Origin of the sequence: Sphingomonas adhaesiva (assembly GCF_036946305.1) — a bacterium.
Classification (GTDB): domain Bacteria; phylum Pseudomonadota; class Alphaproteobacteria; order Sphingomonadales; family Sphingomonadaceae; genus Sphingomonas; species Sphingomonas adhaesiva_B.
On record NZ_JAQIJJ010000003.1, the window covers coordinates 383,621 to 399,574 of the forward strand.

The following is a 15,954-nucleotide window of genomic DNA, read 5'->3' on the forward strand; positions in this document are numbered from 1 at the left end:
GGAGACGATCATGACCGAGACGACCATGTACGCGACGCGGGACTTTCGCGACGCGGGCACCGAGCGCGCGTTCACGCGCGGCGAGGCGATCACCGACGTGCCGCCGGGCGCCATGGCGAATTACACGGCAGCCGGCCTCGTGTCGCGCGAGCGGCCGAAGGACGAAGCGGAAGCCGACGAGTCGGAAGGTGACGCCGGCAGCGCTTCGACCACCGCCGGTGGCCGGGGTGCCCGCAAGAGCGCCTGATCCCATTCGCCTGATCCGCGGGCGATAACCGCCGGCTTTGCCGGCTTGCCACCAAGGAGACTTTTCCATGGCATCCACGACGGCGGCCGGCACCGGCTTCGCCATTTCTGCGGGCGTTCCGTCCGGTCAGACCATCACCGCCTATGAGGCGCTGACATATACCGAGGTCAACAATGTCGAGCAGCTCGGCGGTTTCGGCGCCTCGACGGCGGAGGTGACCTTTCAGCCGCTTCGCGGTCCCGAGCAGGCACACAAGGGTCCGACCAGCTACGGTTCGCTCAATCCGACGATGGCAGTCGACGACCTCGACGCAGGTCAGGCGCTGATGGTGACGGCCTCGGCGCCGACCAACAACGCGCTATATGCCTTCAAGGTCACGAAGCCGGACGGATCGCTCCGCTTCTTTCAGGCGCGTGTCTTCGGGATGCCCGAAACGGTCGGCGCGGCGAACAGCATGATCACCGCAGCCCCGACCGTCCGCATCAATACCGAGGTGCTGAAGAAGCCCGCCCCGGTCTGATCCACCACCTCCCGGCTGTAGCCGGAATCCCGACGTCGCCCGTTCCGTGCTTCGCGGGGCGGGGCGGGCGGCGACCAACCCGCGAACAGGAACATCATCATGGACATCATCACGCAGCGCGCGGTCGCAACGGCGCCGCTCCACCTCAAGGGTATCGACGGCAACCTGCTCTACGAACTGGGCGCTAACGGCCAGCCCGACCTCGACAAGCCGGTGCGCATCCATTTCTACAGCCCCGGTTCCAAACAGCAGGCCGCGGCGGAGACGCGCGCGACGCAGCGCGCGCTGGCGCGGCTGGAGGCGAATGATGGCAAGCCGAACCCGGCGACACCGGAGGTGCGCCGCCTGGAGGCGGCGGAAGACCTCGCCGCGGTGACCCACCACTTCGAGAATTTGACCTATTCCGCTGCGGGCGACGCGCAGGGGGTCGACCTGTATCAGGCGATGTATGCCGACCCCGACCTTGGCTTCATCGCCAACCAGTCGGCCGCGTTCCTGAGCAAGTGGGGAAACTTCAAACCCGGCTCGGCGACCAGCTGAGCCTATGGGTTCGGTATCTGGCGTGGCTCCATGCCAAGCCTAGGCCGGACCCGAAATCCCGGCAGGGCCAGCAGCTGAATGTTGACCTGCCGACGCGGATCGAGGCGATGCGCGCCACGGGCATCAAGCACCCGCCGATGCCGATCAATCCGGCGACCCATATCACCGATCGTCTGGTGGAGATGGGCCTGACCGAAGCGGCCGGGATGGCGGCGGTGCCGCTGTCGTGGAAGGAAATCAACGCGTGGTGCGAACGCACTTGCGTTGACCTGCCGCCTTGGGAGGGGCGGCTGATGCGCCGGCTCTCCGCCGATTATCTGGCGGAAAGTCGGCGCGCCGAAGACGAGTTCTGTCCGCCGCCATGGCTGGCCCCGGCCAGCGAGGCGACGATCCGCGCCGAATTGCGCGTGCTGGACATGGTACTGGGTTAGGGCGCGACCTTGCGCAACGCGTCGTTGATGCGGACCTGCCAGCCCGGCCCCGTTGCACGGAAGCGATCCAGAATGTCTCCGTCCAGCCGGAGCGTGATGGGTTGCTTCGTCGGCTTCTTCTGCGGCCCTCGCGTGGCGCGCATCTTTGCCGCGAGGTCGGGGAACGCATCGACGAACGGCACCGCACTGGCGATGTCGTCGGCGGTCAGTTCGGGGTTGTCGGACACGGCGTCCATGTCTGCCTGCGTATAGCCCTTCGTCATTCGAGCAATTTCCTTTCCGATCGGCTCGCGGGGCGGGCCGAGATGATCGAGAGGCCTTCGGTGCCGAGCGTCGCGAAGATGACGGTGACGATGCCGTTGCATTCGCCGATCGCGAAATAGCGACCGCCCTTGGCGTCCCCGACCAGCGCCGAGAGGAAGAAGTCCACGCCGATGTCAGCGAAGTCGATCCCGTGCTTGGCGAGATTGGCGAGGCGCTTCGGTTCGTCCCATACGATGACCATGGCTTTTTGTAGTTACGATTAGGCCATCTGTCAACGCAAATCGAAACTACAATTCGTCCCACCACATTTTTTCTGGAGGCTGCATGGTCGAAGAATCGCCCGGCCTTGAGGTCGGCTTCTGGATCGACGTCGGCGACACCTTCGCGGTGCTGGGTCGGGTAGAGGACACCATGGAGCGGACGCAGCAGTCCGTCACCCGCGACGCCAACCTGATGCGTCAGGCGACGAACGGCATGGTCGACCTGAAGGGCAGCGCCGCTGAGTTCACCGCGTTCGGCAATGCAGCTGAACGCGGTACGCAGGCCGCCCGGCAGGAGATCAACCGGCTGGAGCGGGAAAGCGAACGGCTGACGTCGCGGTTGGAACGATCGGCCCAGGTGTTCGGCATGACGACGTCGGAAATCCGCCGGATGGATGCGGCGGCGAAGGCGACCCGGCTGGACGATCTTGGCCTAACGGAACTTGCGGGTCGGCTGAGGATGGCGAGCGTCGAGATGGAGCGGCTGGAGCTATCAAGCCGTGATGTCGCGGTTACGGGGCGCCGCACTGGCTTCGCGCTCCAGCAGGTGGCGCTTCAGGCGCCCGACATCGTGCAGGGCTGCTGACGGGGCAGAAGCCGATGCAGGTGTTCATCCAGCAAGGCGGCCAGCTGGCGCAGGTAGCCCAGATGGCGGAGGGCGGCGTCAAGGGTTTCGCCAAGGAACTGGCGCTGCTTGGACTGCGCTTTGCGCCTGTCATTGCGGCAGCCGCGGCGGCCGGTGCAGGCATGGCGCTGTTTGTGCGGTGGGTAAATCAGGGTGTCACCAACGATCAACTGACCCGCGACCTGGGCAAGATCACGGGCGGGGCCGGTGCGACAAAGCAGGAGCTTTACAAGCTTCGCGAGGAGACGGTGACGTGGGCGGATGTGAGCAGCGCGTTGTTCAGCGAAGTCGGCAAGGATGTCGCGGGCCAATTCGTTAGTGACATGAAGTCGATGGGCGAAGACGTCAAAGACATCCTTGATGACCTAGCCTCCTATGGCAAGGCGGCGTTGGCTGGCATCTATGCGGGAGTCTCGGGCACTCGGGCCTATCTCAATGAGGTCGAGAAGGGCGGCGTCACTGGCCTTGGCAAGATGCTGGTGGGGCAGGGCGATCCGGATCTGCTGAAGAAGACGTATGGCGCCCAGTATGATGCGGCCATCAAGTATCTCGACGATCTGGGTGGGCGTGTCCGTGCCAAGGCGATCTCGAATGCGCGCGATCGTCTTGCCGACAAGATCGGGTACAACGCCCCCCGGACCGATGCCCACGCTGCGGCGCTGGAGCGCGACGCGGAGGCCGTGGAGGCGCAGATCCGCAATCTGTACGCGCTGGCGGACGCCTACGGGGTGTCGGGTGCCGCTGCCCTGATCGCAGAAGCGCGGGTGCGCGCGGAAAGCAAGGCAATCCGGCAGCGTGGCGACATCGAGGCGGCAGTGGCGCGGGAGGTGCGCCTGTCCGTCGCCCAGCGAGTCAGCGACGCCGCCAAGGGGACTGCGCAGCTGGGCGAACAGGCGGCGATGCAGGAGAAGGTGAACGCGACCGTCGCAGCGGGCAACGTGTCGGCGCAGCTGGCGGGCGAGATGCTGCGCGATCAATTGGCCGATCTGCCCCTGCTTGCGGCGCTGGAGGCGGCCCGGACTGTCAAGGATGTTAAGGGCGCGGAGGCGGCGGCAAAGGCGCTCGACGATCAGCGGGCGGCGCGTGTGCGCCTAACGGATGCCGAGCGCGCTGCTCAGATGGAAGCCGCGCTTGCTGGCGGACGCGACCGGCTGGAGGAGCTTCGCGAGGAGACGCGCCTGATCGGGACGACCGACGCTGCCCGCGAAAAGGCGCTCGCGGTGCTGCGCGCGACGCAACAGGCGAACAACGCCGGCTGGACGGGGCCGAAAGCCGCCGAATGGATCGGTCAACAAGGCGACATTGCAGACGCGACCGCTCAGATGGCGCGCGCGCAGCAGGAGTATAATGACGCGCTCGCCTGGGCGGCTGACCGCTGGGACATGATCGCCGGTAACGTGCAGGATGCGGCGGCCGGTCTGTCGCAGGCGTTCGGGGAGACGGGGCGCGCGATCGGCGACATGGCGGCGATCTACGCCGACTTCCGCGCGCGCGATGAACGCGCGATGAAGCTGCGCGACGATGCCATCCGCCGCGGCGGGAACGCGGAGCGCGAGCAGGCTCGGTATGCGCTGACGATGACCAGCGCGCGTGTGGGTGCGTTCGGCGACATGGCGGCCGCAGCGCGCGGGTTCTTCGGTGAGCAGTCAAAGGGGTACAAGATTGCGACGGGCGCGATGCAGGCGTTCCGCGCGATCGAGTTCGCGCTGTCGGTCAAGGCGATGGCAACGGACGCCGTCGAGACGGGGAAGAAGCTGGCGACCAGCGCCGCGCGCACGGCGGCGCATGCGGTCGAGGCTGTCACGAAGGCAATCGCCTCGCTGCCCTTTCCCGCCAACATCGCGGCCGGTGCTGCGACCATCGCGGCGCTGGCGGCGATCGGCGTGTCGGTGGTGGGCGGCATGGGTGGCGGGAGCAATCTGCCCAAGTCGAACGATGGCACCGGAACCGTGCTTGGCGATCCTGCCGCCAAATCGGAGAGCATTCGCCGCGCATTGGATGCGCTGAAGGAAGTGGATACGCTGATGCTGGGGACGTCGCGCGAGATGGCGGCGTCGCTCCGGTCGATCGAGAGCCAGATCGGGGGCGTGGCCTCGCTCGTCGTCCGTGCCGGCAATGTGAACGCCGACGCGACCGTGACGCAGGAGTTCAAGCCGAACCTGATCGGGTCGGTGCTGAGCAAAATTCCGCTCATCGGCGGGTTCCTCGGCAGCCTGTTCGGTAGCAAGTCGGAAGTGGTCGGCGGCGGCCTGTACGGCAGCGCACAGTCGTTGGGTTCAATCCTGTCGGGTGGCTTCGACGCTTCCTACTATTCGGACGTCAAGAAGACGAAGAAATTCCTGGGCATCACCACCGGCACTTCCTACTCGACCAATTACAGTGCAGCCGATGCTGGGCTGGAGCAGCAATTCACGCTGATCCTGAAAGGGTTCAGCGATGCGATCCGTGCAGCGGCGGGGCCGCTGGGCATGGCGACCGATGTGGTGCAGCAGCGGCTGAATGGCTTCATCGTCAGTATCGGCAAGATCGACCTGCAGGGGTTGAGCGGCACGCAGATCGAGGAGAAGCTGAACAGCGTCTTCGGGGCGGCGGCCGATCAATTGGCGGCGTCGATCTTTCCTGACCTGACCAGGTTCCAGAAGGCCGGTGAGGGGCTGTTCGAGACGGTCGTGCGCGTCTCGTCCACGGTGGAGACGGTTTCGGCGTCGCTCGACAAGCTGGGGCTGTCGGCGAAGGCGCTCGGCATCGACGCCAAGCTGGGGATCGCGTCGCAGTTCGAGAGCCTGTCGGCCATGGGTCAGGCGGCGGACGCCTATTTCACCGCCTTCTACACCCCGGCCGAGCAGAACGCGGCCAAGCTGTCCCAGCTGGGGCAGGTGTTCGTCAGCTTGGGCAAGACGATGCCGACGACGCTGGCGGGCTTCCGCGCGCTGGTGGAGGCGCAGGACCTGACCACCGCGGCGGGGCAGTCGACCTATGCGACGCTGCTCCAGCTGGCGCCCGCCTTCGCGGACCTGAAAGGCGCGATGGAAGGTGCGAAGAGCGCCGCGGACATCCTGGCCGAGCGGCAGGGGCTGGAGCGCCAGCTGCTCGAACTGGCAGGCGACACCGCCGCCATTCGCGCGCTCGATCTCGCGAAGCTGGATGCGAGCAACCGCGCGCTCCAGCAGCAGGTGTGGGCGGTGCAGGACGCGCAGGCGGCAGCCAAGGCGGCGGAGGATCTGCGCAAGGCATGGTCGGACGTCGGCGGCACGATCGAGGCGGAAATCAAGCGTATCCGCGGCCTAAACGGCACCACCGGCGACGGCAGCTTCGCGGCGTTGCAGGACCAGTTCAACGCGCAGTCCATCCTCGCGCGCGGGGGCGATCAGGACGCCGCGAAGCTGCTGCCGGGCCTGTCGCAGTCGCTGCTGAAGGCGGCGGGCGACGTCGCGACCAGCCGGCAGGAGCTGGATCGCATCCAAGCGCAGACCGCGGCATCGTTGGAAGCGACGATGGTGGCCATCGCTCGGTTCGGCACCGCCGCGACCGCGGCGAGCAGCGCGGAGAAGATGGCGGCGGCGATGGCGGTCGCGCCCGGCTCGGCGGCTTCGACTACGGTGGCGAATGACACGGCGGCGGCGATCCAGTCGCTGCGCGAGGAGATGGCAGCGATGCGGCAGGAAAATAACGCGGGGCTCGCCGCGACTGCCAACGCGGCCAACCGCGTGGCGAAGAAGCTGGACGACGTGACGTCGGCAGCCGGCGGCGACGCGATCAGCGTGGCGGTGGCCGCGTGAGGGTCATCGCGCCGGGCGGCGCCACAATCCAGCTGGGCGAGGTGCAGGCCGCGCCCACGATCGGGATCACCGATTATAGTCGCCGCACCACCGACGACTTTGGTGTGACGACGGTCGTCGAGCGTGGATTCGCGCGCCGCATGTCGGTGCGCCTGGCGGTTCCCACCGCCGCGGTCGACGCGCTCCAGCAGCAGCTGGCGGCGCTGCGCGCTACGGTCGCCCGATGGATCGCGGATGACGCGCTCGGCTGGCTCGACGTCGAAGGTCTCTACAAGGATTTCGAGATCGACTTCGCCAGCGAGGCGATCAGCTTCTGCACGCTGACGGTCGAAGGGCTGACCGAGACCACCGCTCTGGTCGACAACGGCAGCGACCCCGCGCCGATCGGGGGCACCTCGACGTTGCGCGTGATCCAGCCGGTGGACGTCACCGACGCGGTGCTGACCTCGTCCAGCGTGGCGGAGGACGATTACCCGCAGTGGGCGGCGGGCACGACCTACGCGCAGGGTGCGCGCGTGCTGCGCAGTGCCACGCACCGGGTCTATGAGAGCGCCAGCGCCGGGAACGTCGGGAACGACCCGGCGGGTGACAGCGGGCGATGGCTGGACGCCGGCCCGACGCGCCGCTGGGCGATGCTCGATCAGGCATTGGGCACCGCGACCACGGCGGCCGGCTCAATCGTCGTCACGCTCGACAGCGAGCAAATCGACGGCGTCGCGCTGCTCGACGTGGCCGGTGCCAGCGTGCGGGTACAGGCGGCGGGCTACGATCGGACGCAGGTGCCGGACGGCGGCACCGTCGTGTTCACCGACATGCCGCGCACCGATGGCGCGATCACCGTCACGATCGCGGGCAGCGGGACCGTGGCGGTCGGCACGTTGCTGATTGGCCGCGTTGTGCGGCTGGGTCTGACCGAGAGTGCGCCCACCGCCGGGATCACCGACTTCAGCAAGAAGGAGGTCGACGACTTCGGCGCCGTGACGATCGTGCCGCGCGCGTGGGCGAAGAAGATGACCGCGAACGCGCTCATCCGCACCGACGCGGTCGACCTGGTCGCCTACCGGATCGCCGCAGTGCGCGCGCGCCCGGCGTTGTGGATCGGCGACGGCGACCTCGACGCGCTGACGGTCTACGGGTTCTTCCGTGACTTCTCGATCGAGGTCGGCACGTCCGTCAGCAAGCTTTCGCTCCAGATTGAGGGGATGAGCGCCGCGGCGAAGGTGACGCCGCTCACCGGCAGCAGCGCGCCGCTAATCCTGACGCAATGGTCCGCCGATGGCGCGGGCGGCTGGCACACGGTCTACGCCGAGGGCGTCGACTTCTACTATCGCCAGTCGAACGACGCAGGTGCGACCTGGGGGCCGGCGATCAAGGGCGTCGGGCGCGACGGCGTCAGCGCCTATGACATCCTGCTGACGAACCCCGACCAGATCCTGCCTGCGAACGCCGATGGCAGCGTCATCACCTACAATGGCGCCGAGACGGACGTGATGGTTCTGTCGGCCGGGATCGACGTCACCAGCAGCTTCACGCTGTCCGTGTCCGACAATCCGCAGCAGCTGGCGGTGATCCTGTCGGGTGCACGCGCGAAGGTGGTCGGCGGCCTCGATCCGGGAGAGCCGAACGCGTCTCTCACGCTTCGGATGGCGGGACAGGGCCAGTATGGCGGCGTGGTGCTGTCCAAGGTCTTCGGCCTGACCAAGTCGCGCGCTGGCGCCGACGGCACCTCGCCGATCCTGATCGACATCGCGGCGTCGGCCTATGCCGCTCGATACGATGGTCGCGGCGCGCTACGGCCGGGCCAGTCGGTGACCTTCACCGCGATGCGGCAGAACACCGATGCGCAGACGTTGTGGGAGGTCCGCACGCTGGCCGGCGCCAATGCAGGCTGGGGACCGGCGACCGCGCAGGCGTTCGTCGATTCGTCTGTGGGCAACGGCTACTTCACCAGCACTGGCCCAGACCGCCTGACGATGACGAGCGCCGGGCTGGCGGCGTTCATCGGCACGGGCTCCGGGTTCACGATCCGCGTCTATCCTGAGGGCAAGCCGGAAATCGCCGCCACGGTGTCGGTCATTCGATCGCAGGATGGAGCCGATGGCAGCAACAACCTGCTCGATCTGTCGAGCTGGGTGCCATACCGCGAGGGCGAATATTCTATCGGCCGGTTCGGCATCAACGGCGAGCCGCACGAAAACGAGGTGATCCTCGGCGTCGGGCCTAGCGGTGGCAGCGAGCCTATCTGGGTCGCTACCTCCAACCGGGGTGCGGGTTCATCGCCGGGCGAGGCGGATGGCGGGTGGAATTACGACTGCCTACCCGCGGAGTTCAGCACGGCCAAATCCTATCGGCTGATGGTCTGGATCTACAAGGACTCCGGTGCGGACGGCCGAGCGTACCTTGGAACTGGCGGCGCCCAGGTCGAGACGATCGACGGGCAGGGCGAGGCGAACAACCCGTACTTCTGGACCGGCCTCTTCAACCCGGGCAGTCCCTACTATTTGGCCCGCAGCAAGTGGTATCTGGTCGTCGGCATGCTGCACGGTGCCGGCTATTCCGGCGGGCAGTCTGGCATCAGCGGCGTCTACGATCCCGATACCGGCGAGCGCGTGGCGCCTGGCATCGACTTCAAGCTGCGCGGGGATGCCACGATCCTTCGGCATCGCGCATACCAGTTCTACTCGCAGAACGGATCGGTGATGCGGTTCGCCAAGCCCTCCGTAGAGGAGGTCGGCGCGACGACGTTCACAGTCCAGCAGATGCTGGCGACGGTGGGCATGACCCCGGCACAGCGGCAGGAATTGGCTGACGCACGGGAACGGGTCGCATCCATCTCCGCCGATGGCATCCTCGACCGGTCTGAAAAGCCGCGCGCCATCATCGACTGGAACGCTCTCACGAGCGACAACGCCTCGCTCGACGCCCGCTATATCACGCTTGGCTCGCCCGCGGACCTGACCTCGGTCCGTGATGCGTCGATCACACGCGTCACCGAGCTAGGGACGTATCTTGGCGGCTTCCCAGCGCCATATTGGAATGACGCATCCGGGGACAGCCCAATGCCGGGCGGCGCCGCCACATATCGCGAAAAATGGGGCTTGGCCTATGCCGCCGTCAGCGCGTTCCGCGCTGCGATCACGGGTCGGCCGGGAAAGGACGCGCCGCTGGTGCGGACGCAATGGTCGATCGATGGCGCCGGCAACTGGCACGACAATTATTTTGGCGCGGATGCCTTCTATCGCCAATCGAATGACGGCGGGGCGACCTGGGGGCCTGCCGTCCGGGGTGTGGGTGAGAATGGTAGCGTCGGCGCTGACGGGAGCAGCCCTTCGACCGTATTCCTCCGCTCGCCGACGGTGCCGGACACGCCCGCCAACAACAGCGGCAATCCGCCGTCTGGCTGGTCTGACGGACCGCCGGCGGGGACGACGTTCCTGTGGATGAGCAAGGCCACCTTTCGAGGCGCGACGCAGCTGTCGGGCTGGTCGGCGCCACAGCGGATCAGCGGTGATGCTGGCGCAGACGGCATCGGCTTGGTGGTCAGCCCGCCAGCGATCGTCATCCCGTCCTTCTCAGGCGGTGCCAGCCGGCCGGACTGGGCCGGCGGCACCGTGACGATCGCCCTGAACAAGGGCGGCGTGACGATCGCCGCGGACAGCTACAGCGTGGTGTCGTCGAGCAACGTCAGCAGCATTGCGATCAGCGGGCAGACGATCACCTTCGCCGATATCGTCGGCGACAGCGGCTCCTTCGTGGCGCGCGCGACCCGTGCTGGCGTGGCTTATGATCAAACCGTCAAGATCACGCGCGCGAAGGACGGGTCGGCTGCATTCCAGTCCGAGACGTCCTTTACTGGCGGCGAGACGGCCTCCGGCGTTGCGAGCACCACGGTCCCCGGCGGGCGGACGGTGCGCATCAGCGCGAATGCGGGCTATAGCGTCACTCCCCCGCCCGGCGGAGGGTCGGCCGCTGCGGAAGGCCGTATGCGCGTGTGGTGGCAGAATGTCACCGATGGTGGCGCGGAGCAGCTACTCGGCGACGTCATCGGATCGGTCGCGTTCGCGCAGAACACCGGCACTCCCGAGGAGCCGGGAGAGATCACGAACAACCCCGGCTCGGTCAATGGAAGCTACAGCTTCACGTCGCCGACCCCGGACAAGCAGCTCCGGTATCGCGCCGAGGTCTTCGCCCGATCGGGGAGGATCAGCTTCATCTCCGGATCGGTGAAACTGGAGGTAATCGGATGACCCTGATCGTATCCGCCATCGCCATCTATCGGAAATCGGATGGCGCTCTCCAGTATGTCGCCCCGGTCGACCTGAAGCCCGCCGACCCGGCCATGGCATGGTCGGCGCTGCCGGTCGGCTATGGCGACGACACCCATGTGTGGAGCGCCGCATCGCGCCAGATGGTGGAGGACCGTGCGAAGGTCAGCGCCAAGCTGATCGCCGCGATCAAGGCGGAAGCCGAGGTCCGCAAGATGAGGCTCCTTACCGCTGGCGGCGCCAAGAAGACGGAGTATTCCGATCAGGCGGCGGAGGTCCGGTTCTTCTGGTCGCTAGGCGGAAGCGTCACCGCGATCCTTGGGGCAATCGGGCTGTGGTCTTCTGATCGTCGAGCTGCCGTCTTCCCTTGCGCGGCGGCAAATGCCGCGGAATTTGGGGACACCATCGATAAAGCCATTGGCCGCTTTTCTGCTGGCATGAAAAAATCGGCGTCCAAAGAGAAGATCGCCGCGGTCGAGGCGCGGGTCTGCGCGGCGATTGAAGCGGCTTCGACGGCTGCCGCAGCCCGCGCGGCAGCCGCTGCGATCGTGTGGCCCTGACCTAATCCGGAGACGATGATGGACAATCGAAGCCGCGCGGCCGGGATTGGCGCGCGATGACCCCGCTCGCCCATGTCAGCAGCGTCGTCGCCATCTGGACGATGATGCTCTTCGGCATCCGCTTCGCGGTCGCTGCGGCGCAATGGCTGGTGCCGATGATGCTGGCGCTGTGGCGGCTCGCGCGATGTACCGAGCCGGACAAGGCGCACTGCATCGCCGCCTTCGTCGCGTCGATCGACCAGCTGCACGTCGACCTGCGCAGCGCGATGGTGACGCCGTGGAGCGCGACGCTTCTTTTTTCGGGGTCCGTGATGATCGGCGTCGCGTTCGCGCTGGGCAGCTCGGGCGATGCGGCGATGCTGGTGTCGCGGCATCCGGCGGGGTGGGAGGTCTATGACGTCGTCACCGACTGCATCGCGGCGATCCTGGGGGTGACCGGCATGGCCTTCATCCAGGCGGCGACCGCGCGGCGCCGGACGGCGAGCTTCATGGTGTCGGCCGTGCTGGCGTTGACCGGCCTGGGGATCGGAGTGGTGACCCTGTGATGCGTGACTGGCAGGCATTCGCCCTCGCGGCGTTCGCGGTCTTCGCGGGCCAGATCCTGCGCATGGGGCAGAAGATCGAGGCGGGAAAGCCGGTCACCTGGCGCGACCTCTTCGTCATGTGCTCGCTGCTGCCGGCGTTCGGCTCGATCGCGGGCGCTGCGGCGATCCACTACGGCTGGCCGGTGTGGTCCATCCTCGTCGTCGGCATCGCGGCGGGCTGGATGGGCTTCGCCACCATGCGCTTCGTGCTGGTGCTGGCGCGCAATGTCGCCGGCCAGCTGACCGGCGCCAAGGCCGACTGACTTTTCAAGCGAAAGGACTGACATGGCGATCACACTGGGCCAGCGCTCGCTGGCGCGGCTCGATGGCGTGCACCCGGACCTTGTCCGTGTCGTGAAGCGCGCGGCGGCGATGGCGGAGACGCGCGACGACTTCACAGTGCTGGAGGGCGTGCGCAGCCGCGAGCAGTGCTGGGCGAATTGGGGCAAGGGCCGTACCCCTGCGCAGTGCCGCGCCGTGGGCGTGCCGACCGTCTATGCGCAGCCCGCCGCAGCCAAGGTGACGTGGCTGGGCAATCCGCTCGCGTCGAAGCACGCGGTGCAGAAGACGGGCTTCGGCCACGCGGTCGACCTCGCGCCCTTCCCGATCGACTGGAACGACCTCACCCGCTTTGACCGCGTCGCCGCGCTAATGCTCGCCGCGGCGAAGGCGGAGGGCATGCCGATCCGCTGGGGCGCCGACTGGGATCGCGACGGGAAGCCCCGAGAGCGCGGGGAGACGGACAGCCCGCATTTCGAGCTTGATCGATGACGTGGGTGCGCATCGTCGCCGCGTTGCGCCGCTTCTGGTGGGCTATCCCGATCGTCGCGGCCAGTGCGCTGGCGCTCATGTTTCGTGTCCAGCGCGACGACGCCCGCCACACGCTCGACAATGAGCGCGCCGCGTGGACGGCGGAGATCGACCGGGCGGACAAGGCGCGGCTGACCGCGGAGCGGGATTACGCCGTGCGGCTGGCGACCGCTGCCGATGGCTACGCCGCCCGCATTTCGGCGCTGAAGCCGATCATCCTTCGCTCCACCGACACCGTGAGGGAATATGCTCAGACTGCTGCTGGCCGGGCCGTGTGCCTTGGCGCTGACCGCGTGCGCGGGATCGACGCGCTCGATGCCGAGCTTGCCGACGATCCCGACCCCGCCCGAGGCGGCGCGCGCGCCGTGCAAGCCGACGCCCGTCCCCCGGCAGGCGGACGGTAGCGCCACGTCGGCCGACGCGGAGGACGCGATCCGCTCCGGGCGCCTCGACCTCGCCGCCTGTGATGCCAAGCGCCGCCTGCTCCTCGACGCATGGCCTCGCTGATTTTCTATCCGAAAGCACGAAAGGACGACATTCATGCCTGCGATGCCCGCCCTACCGGCGATGCCGGCGGCTCCAGCGAAGGTGTCGCCGACGCCGGCGGTGCCCTCGACACCTACGCCTTCGCCGGCTCCCACTCCGACGCCCACGCCGGTTCCCAGCCTGTCGGCTGCCCCCAGCGCGCCTAGCATCTCGGCCGGCGTCGCCTCTGGGACATTCGTCACGGCCATTTCCGGCGTGCCGGCGGGCGCCACCCCCACCGTATCTCCAGCAGACGGACGTTTCGTGATCGCGGGCGATGCGGGCAGCGGATGGAAGGTCGTCCGGGGTATGTCGGCCGCCTCGGCGGGGACCATCAATATCGCGGTCAGCGCCGCGGGCGCGACCAGCGTCGTGGTCGCCGTCACCCTGACGGCCGCGCAGATCCCACTCGCCCCGACGCTGGTGGCAGCCGGCGGGGATCGGCAGGCGATCCTGACGATCACCGACAATCCGGCGTCCACCGGGGTCCAGAAATACAATCTCTACGAGAGCGCGACGTCCGGCGGCACCTTTGCGCTGGTCGGGTGCGGCTATCGCAGCGACCAGACGCTGCGCCGCTTCCTCGCCAATGGGTCGACCGCTTTCTACAAGCTGAGCGCGGTGAATGCGGCGGGTGAAAGCCCGCTGTCTGCGGCGGCGTCGGCGACGGCTGCGGCGGGGAATATCAATCCGCCACGGCTGGCGCGCACGCTGTTTTTCAAGGACACGCTCTTCTACGCGCTCTTCGTCTCGGATTATCCTGCGGGCGCGCAGATCGTCACGACGTCGGACGACGGAGCGGCGCTGACGACACAGAAGGCGGATGGCACCGCGCCGACCAGCAGTACGGGCTGGTACGAGGTCACCGGCACCTTCACCAGCCCCGGCCGCAAGACGCTGACACACGCGGTGACGATCGGCGGCGTGACGACGAATTTCACGCAGGTGGTCGACGTCGTGGCGCGCCCCGCGCTGCGCACGGCCGCTGACATGCTGGCGACCGCGCAGGCGATGAAGGCGGCGTACAATGCGCGCTCCACCTTCATCACCGATCCCGCGATCACGCTGACGCAAAGCGCGTCGTTCCCGAGCGGGTACGACCGGAGCAAGTCGTATTTCGTCCCGACCAATTCGCCTCCCGTGGGCGCGAATTATGCGGTGTCGAAGGTCAATACCTCGCAATTCGGTAGCGGCTTCGACCCGATCGAGAAGAAGATCGTGCCAAACGGCGTCGCCGCGGCGCAGGCCACCGGGCGCAATACGCGTATCCTCTTTAGCACGACGAAGCGGACGTTCGTCGTGCCGACGTCGGGGCAGACGGTCTTCACGGTGCGCTTCACCGACGACAATTTCGCGACGGTGCGCGAGGCGCCCGACCCGAATTTCGTCATTGGCTCTACCTACACCACGGTCGACACCGGGTCCGTCCCGCCGGGACGGCGCATCGTGGTCGTGGAATATGGCGACTTCGCCGGGGTGCCGGTGTCCTTCATGGATTTCGGCTATGAACCGGGGGACACGCCGCAGGCGGTCACCGACAATAGTCTCGCGGGCGCGATCGGACCGGACAGCTTCGCCAATGGCGAGGTGTCGCTCCTGGTGCATCGGACGATGGGGGCGGAAGCCTGTCGCCTGCTGGGGCTGGGCGGCTTCTACGATTTTGGCATCAATGCCAATCGCTGGGGCGGGGTCGTCCCGGCGCTGGGTGTCGATCCTGTCGCGTCGATCGACCGCTTCGGCGGGAATGCCTCCGGCATCGGCGATTTCACCACCCCGCCGGTGCTTCCGATCTTCTGGGCGAACCACACGATCAACGACAATTCGGCAGCCAATTCCTCGCTGTCCCTCGCGCGCTATCAGGCGACCTGGGTCAATCTGATCCTGCTGGCGCGCTACCTGCGTCCGGCGACCTTCTTCGAGGTCACCTTCGGCTTCCACGCACCCGCGGATACACCGAGCGCCGCGGTCTATAATGCCTGGCTCGCGGCAATCGCCGACGCGACGGGCAGCGGAGCGGACAAGGGCGTCATCGTCAACGACTTGCGCGCGAAGGGCGCGGAGGACGCATCCGGCGCGCTGGGCCAGAATGCCTTCTATCCGAAGAGCACCGGCGGTGCTGTGACGGCATCCGTGTCGGGCCGGGTGATGACGGTGGACACCGCGCCAGCCTATGCGATCGAGAGCGGGATGTTCCTCATCAATGGGAGCACCGCGTTCGGCAACCGGCCACGCGTTTACAAGCAGCTGAGCGGGACGCCCGGAGGCGCTGGCACGTACCAGCTGACCTACGCGCCCTCGACCGGCGACTTCGCGGCGACGAGCATCAATCTGTGGCCGGAGGACTACACGCCCAATCCGACGCACCCGAACACCGCTGGACAGATCAACGCGGGCACACTGCTCGCGGCGCCGGTCCCCAGCGCAATGGACGCAATCATCGCAGCGGCAGGCGGGGGAAGCACCCCCTCCTATTCCGCCCTGACCGCCGAAGACGGCTCTCTCTTCACCACCGAGGCGGGTGACCGCCTGATCCTGGAGTAATGA

General features: G+C 67.3%; 16 protein-coding genes. 14 read left to right on the forward strand and 2 right to left on the reverse strand.

Translation table 11 applies throughout. The features are described from left to right. Nucleotides 1-10 precede the first annotated feature (10 nt). The 4 genes from PGN14_RS05325 (at nucleotide 11) to PGN14_RS05340 (ending at nucleotide 1,738) form a co-directional block, all read left to right on the forward strand. Nucleotides 11-247 carry a hypothetical protein gene (locus PGN14_RS05325; RefSeq protein WP_335298388.1) on the forward strand — a complete coding sequence of 79 codons (237 nt, stop codon included), beginning with the start codon at nucleotides 11-13 and terminating at the stop codon, nucleotides 245-247. Between the two features lie 67 nt (nucleotides 248-314). Further along, the gene (locus PGN14_RS05330) at nucleotides 315-767 is read left to right on the forward strand and encodes a hypothetical protein (protein WP_335298389.1); all 453 of its coding nucleotides are present in this window, start codon (nucleotides 315-317) and stop codon (nucleotides 765-767) included. A gap of 99 nt (nucleotides 768-866) precedes the next feature. Next, the gene (locus PGN14_RS05335; RefSeq protein WP_335298390.1) at nucleotides 867-1,307 is read left to right on the forward strand and encodes a hypothetical protein; all 441 of its coding nucleotides are present in this window, start codon (nucleotides 867-869) and stop codon (nucleotides 1,305-1,307) included. Nucleotides 1,308-1,414: 107 nt separating this feature from the next. Further along, nucleotides 1,415-1,738: a hypothetical protein gene (locus PGN14_RS05340; RefSeq protein ID WP_335298391.1), complete on the forward strand. Its 324-nt coding sequence runs from the start codon at nucleotides 1,415-1,417 to the stop codon at nucleotides 1,736-1,738. Here PGN14_RS05340 and PGN14_RS05345 read toward each other — a convergent pair. Next, a complete protein-coding gene (locus PGN14_RS05345; RefSeq protein WP_335298392.1) occupies nucleotides 1,735-2,001 on the reverse strand; it encodes a BrnA antitoxin family protein in 267 nt (88 codons plus the stop codon). The genes PGN14_RS05340 and PGN14_RS05345 overlap by 4 nt on opposite strands. Then, complete coding sequence (locus PGN14_RS05350) at nucleotides 1,998-2,243, reverse strand: BrnT family toxin (protein ID WP_335298393.1); 246 nt, start codon at nucleotides 2,241-2,243, stop codon at nucleotides 1,998-2,000. The genes PGN14_RS05345 and PGN14_RS05350 overlap by 4 nt, the downstream gene beginning before the upstream one ends. Nucleotides 2,244-2,326: 83 nt before the next feature. Here PGN14_RS05350 and PGN14_RS05355 point away from each other — a divergent pair, with 83 nt between their 5' ends. From PGN14_RS05355 to PGN14_RS05400, 10 genes are all read left to right on the forward strand, one after another. Next, nucleotides 2,327-2,848 (forward strand): hypothetical protein, encoded by a 522-nt coding sequence (locus tag PGN14_RS05355; protein ID WP_335298394.1) that lies wholly within the window; start codon nucleotides 2,327-2,329, stop codon nucleotides 2,846-2,848. Between the two features lie 14 nt (nucleotides 2,849-2,862). Next, a complete protein-coding gene (locus tag PGN14_RS05360; RefSeq protein WP_335298395.1) occupies nucleotides 2,863-6,666 on the forward strand; it encodes a hypothetical protein in 3,804 nt (1,267 codons plus the stop codon). After that, nucleotides 6,663-10,913 (forward strand): sialidase family protein, encoded by a 4,251-nt coding sequence (locus PGN14_RS05365; RefSeq protein WP_335298396.1) that lies wholly within the window; start codon nucleotides 6,663-6,665, stop codon nucleotides 10,911-10,913. Before PGN14_RS05360 ends, PGN14_RS05365 begins: the two co-directional genes overlap by 4 nt. Beyond that, entirely contained in the window at nucleotides 10,910-11,491 is a 582-nt protein-coding gene (locus PGN14_RS05370) for a hypothetical protein (RefSeq protein WP_335298397.1), read from the forward strand. Before PGN14_RS05365 ends, PGN14_RS05370 begins: the two co-directional genes overlap by 4 nt. A 56-nt stretch (nucleotides 11,492-11,547) precedes the next feature. After that, complete coding sequence (locus tag PGN14_RS05375; protein WP_335298398.1) at nucleotides 11,548-12,036, forward strand: hypothetical protein; 489 nt, start codon at nucleotides 11,548-11,550, stop codon at nucleotides 12,034-12,036. Further along, entirely contained in the window at nucleotides 12,036-12,338 is a 303-nt protein-coding gene (locus PGN14_RS05380; protein WP_335298399.1) for a hypothetical protein, read from the forward strand. The genes PGN14_RS05375 and PGN14_RS05380 overlap by 1 nt, the downstream gene beginning before the upstream one ends. 22 nt (nucleotides 12,339-12,360) lie before the next feature. Next, nucleotides 12,361-12,846: a M15 family peptidase gene (locus PGN14_RS05385; RefSeq protein WP_335298400.1), complete on the forward strand. Its 486-nt coding sequence runs from the start codon at nucleotides 12,361-12,363 to the stop codon at nucleotides 12,844-12,846. Next, nucleotides 12,843-13,289 carry a hypothetical protein gene (locus tag PGN14_RS05390; RefSeq protein ID WP_335298401.1) on the forward strand — a complete coding sequence of 149 codons (447 nt, stop codon included), beginning with the start codon at nucleotides 12,843-12,845 and terminating at the stop codon, nucleotides 13,287-13,289. The genes PGN14_RS05385 and PGN14_RS05390 overlap by 4 nt, the downstream gene beginning before the upstream one ends. Nucleotides 13,290-13,379: 90 nt before the next feature. Next, complete coding sequence (locus tag PGN14_RS05395; RefSeq protein WP_335298402.1) at nucleotides 13,380-13,577, forward strand: hypothetical protein; 198 nt, start codon at nucleotides 13,380-13,382, stop codon at nucleotides 13,575-13,577. A 142-nt stretch (nucleotides 13,578-13,719) separates the two neighbouring features. After that, nucleotides 13,720-15,951 carry a hypothetical protein gene (locus tag PGN14_RS05400; RefSeq protein WP_335298403.1) on the forward strand — a complete coding sequence of 744 codons (2,232 nt, stop codon included), beginning with the start codon at nucleotides 13,720-13,722 and terminating at the stop codon, nucleotides 15,949-15,951. The last annotated feature ends 3 nt before the right edge of the window (nucleotides 15,952-15,954 follow it).

Excerpts from the sequence above, each read along its gene's own strand:
- PGN14_RS05325 (WP_335298388.1), top strand. The coding sequence starts at position 11 with ATGACCGAGACGACCATGTACGCGACGCGGGACTTTCGCGACGCGGGC.
- PGN14_RS05330 (WP_335298389.1), top strand. The coding sequence starts at position 315 with ATGGCATCCACGACGGCGGCCGGCACCGGCTTCGCCATTTCTGCGGGC.
- PGN14_RS05335 (WP_335298390.1), top strand. The coding sequence starts at position 867 with ATGGACATCATCACGCAGCGCGCGGTCGCAACGGCGCCGCTCCACCTC.
- PGN14_RS05340 (WP_335298391.1), top strand. The coding sequence starts at position 1,415 with ATGCGCGCCACGGGCATCAAGCACCCGCCGATGCCGATCAATCCGGCG.
- PGN14_RS05345 (WP_335298392.1), bottom strand. The coding sequence starts at position 2,001 with ATGACGAAGGGCTATACGCAGGCAGACATGGACGCCGTGTCCGACAAC.
- PGN14_RS05350 (WP_335298393.1), bottom strand. The coding sequence starts at position 2,243 with ATGGTCATCGTATGGGACGAACCGAAGCGCCTCGCCAATCTCGCCAAG.
- PGN14_RS05355 (WP_335298394.1), top strand. The coding sequence starts at position 2,327 with ATGGTCGAAGAATCGCCCGGCCTTGAGGTCGGCTTCTGGATCGACGTC.
- PGN14_RS05360 (WP_335298395.1), top strand. The coding sequence starts at position 2,863 with ATGCAGGTGTTCATCCAGCAAGGCGGCCAGCTGGCGCAGGTAGCCCAG.
- PGN14_RS05370 (WP_335298397.1), top strand. The coding sequence starts at position 10,910 with ATGACCCTGATCGTATCCGCCATCGCCATCTATCGGAAATCGGATGGC.
- PGN14_RS05375 (WP_335298398.1), top strand. The coding sequence starts at position 11,548 with ATGACCCCGCTCGCCCATGTCAGCAGCGTCGTCGCCATCTGGACGATG.
- PGN14_RS05380 (WP_335298399.1), top strand. The coding sequence starts at position 12,036 with ATGCGTGACTGGCAGGCATTCGCCCTCGCGGCGTTCGCGGTCTTCGCG.
- PGN14_RS05385 (WP_335298400.1), top strand. The coding sequence starts at position 12,361 with ATGGCGATCACACTGGGCCAGCGCTCGCTGGCGCGGCTCGATGGCGTG.
- PGN14_RS05390 (WP_335298401.1), top strand. The coding sequence starts at position 12,843 with ATGACGTGGGTGCGCATCGTCGCCGCGTTGCGCCGCTTCTGGTGGGCT.
- PGN14_RS05395 (WP_335298402.1), top strand. The coding sequence starts at position 13,380 with ATGGCCTCGCTGATTTTCTATCCGAAAGCACGAAAGGACGACATTCAT.
- PGN14_RS05400 (WP_335298403.1), top strand. The coding sequence starts at position 13,720 with ATGTCGGCCGCCTCGGCGGGGACCATCAATATCGCGGTCAGCGCCGCG.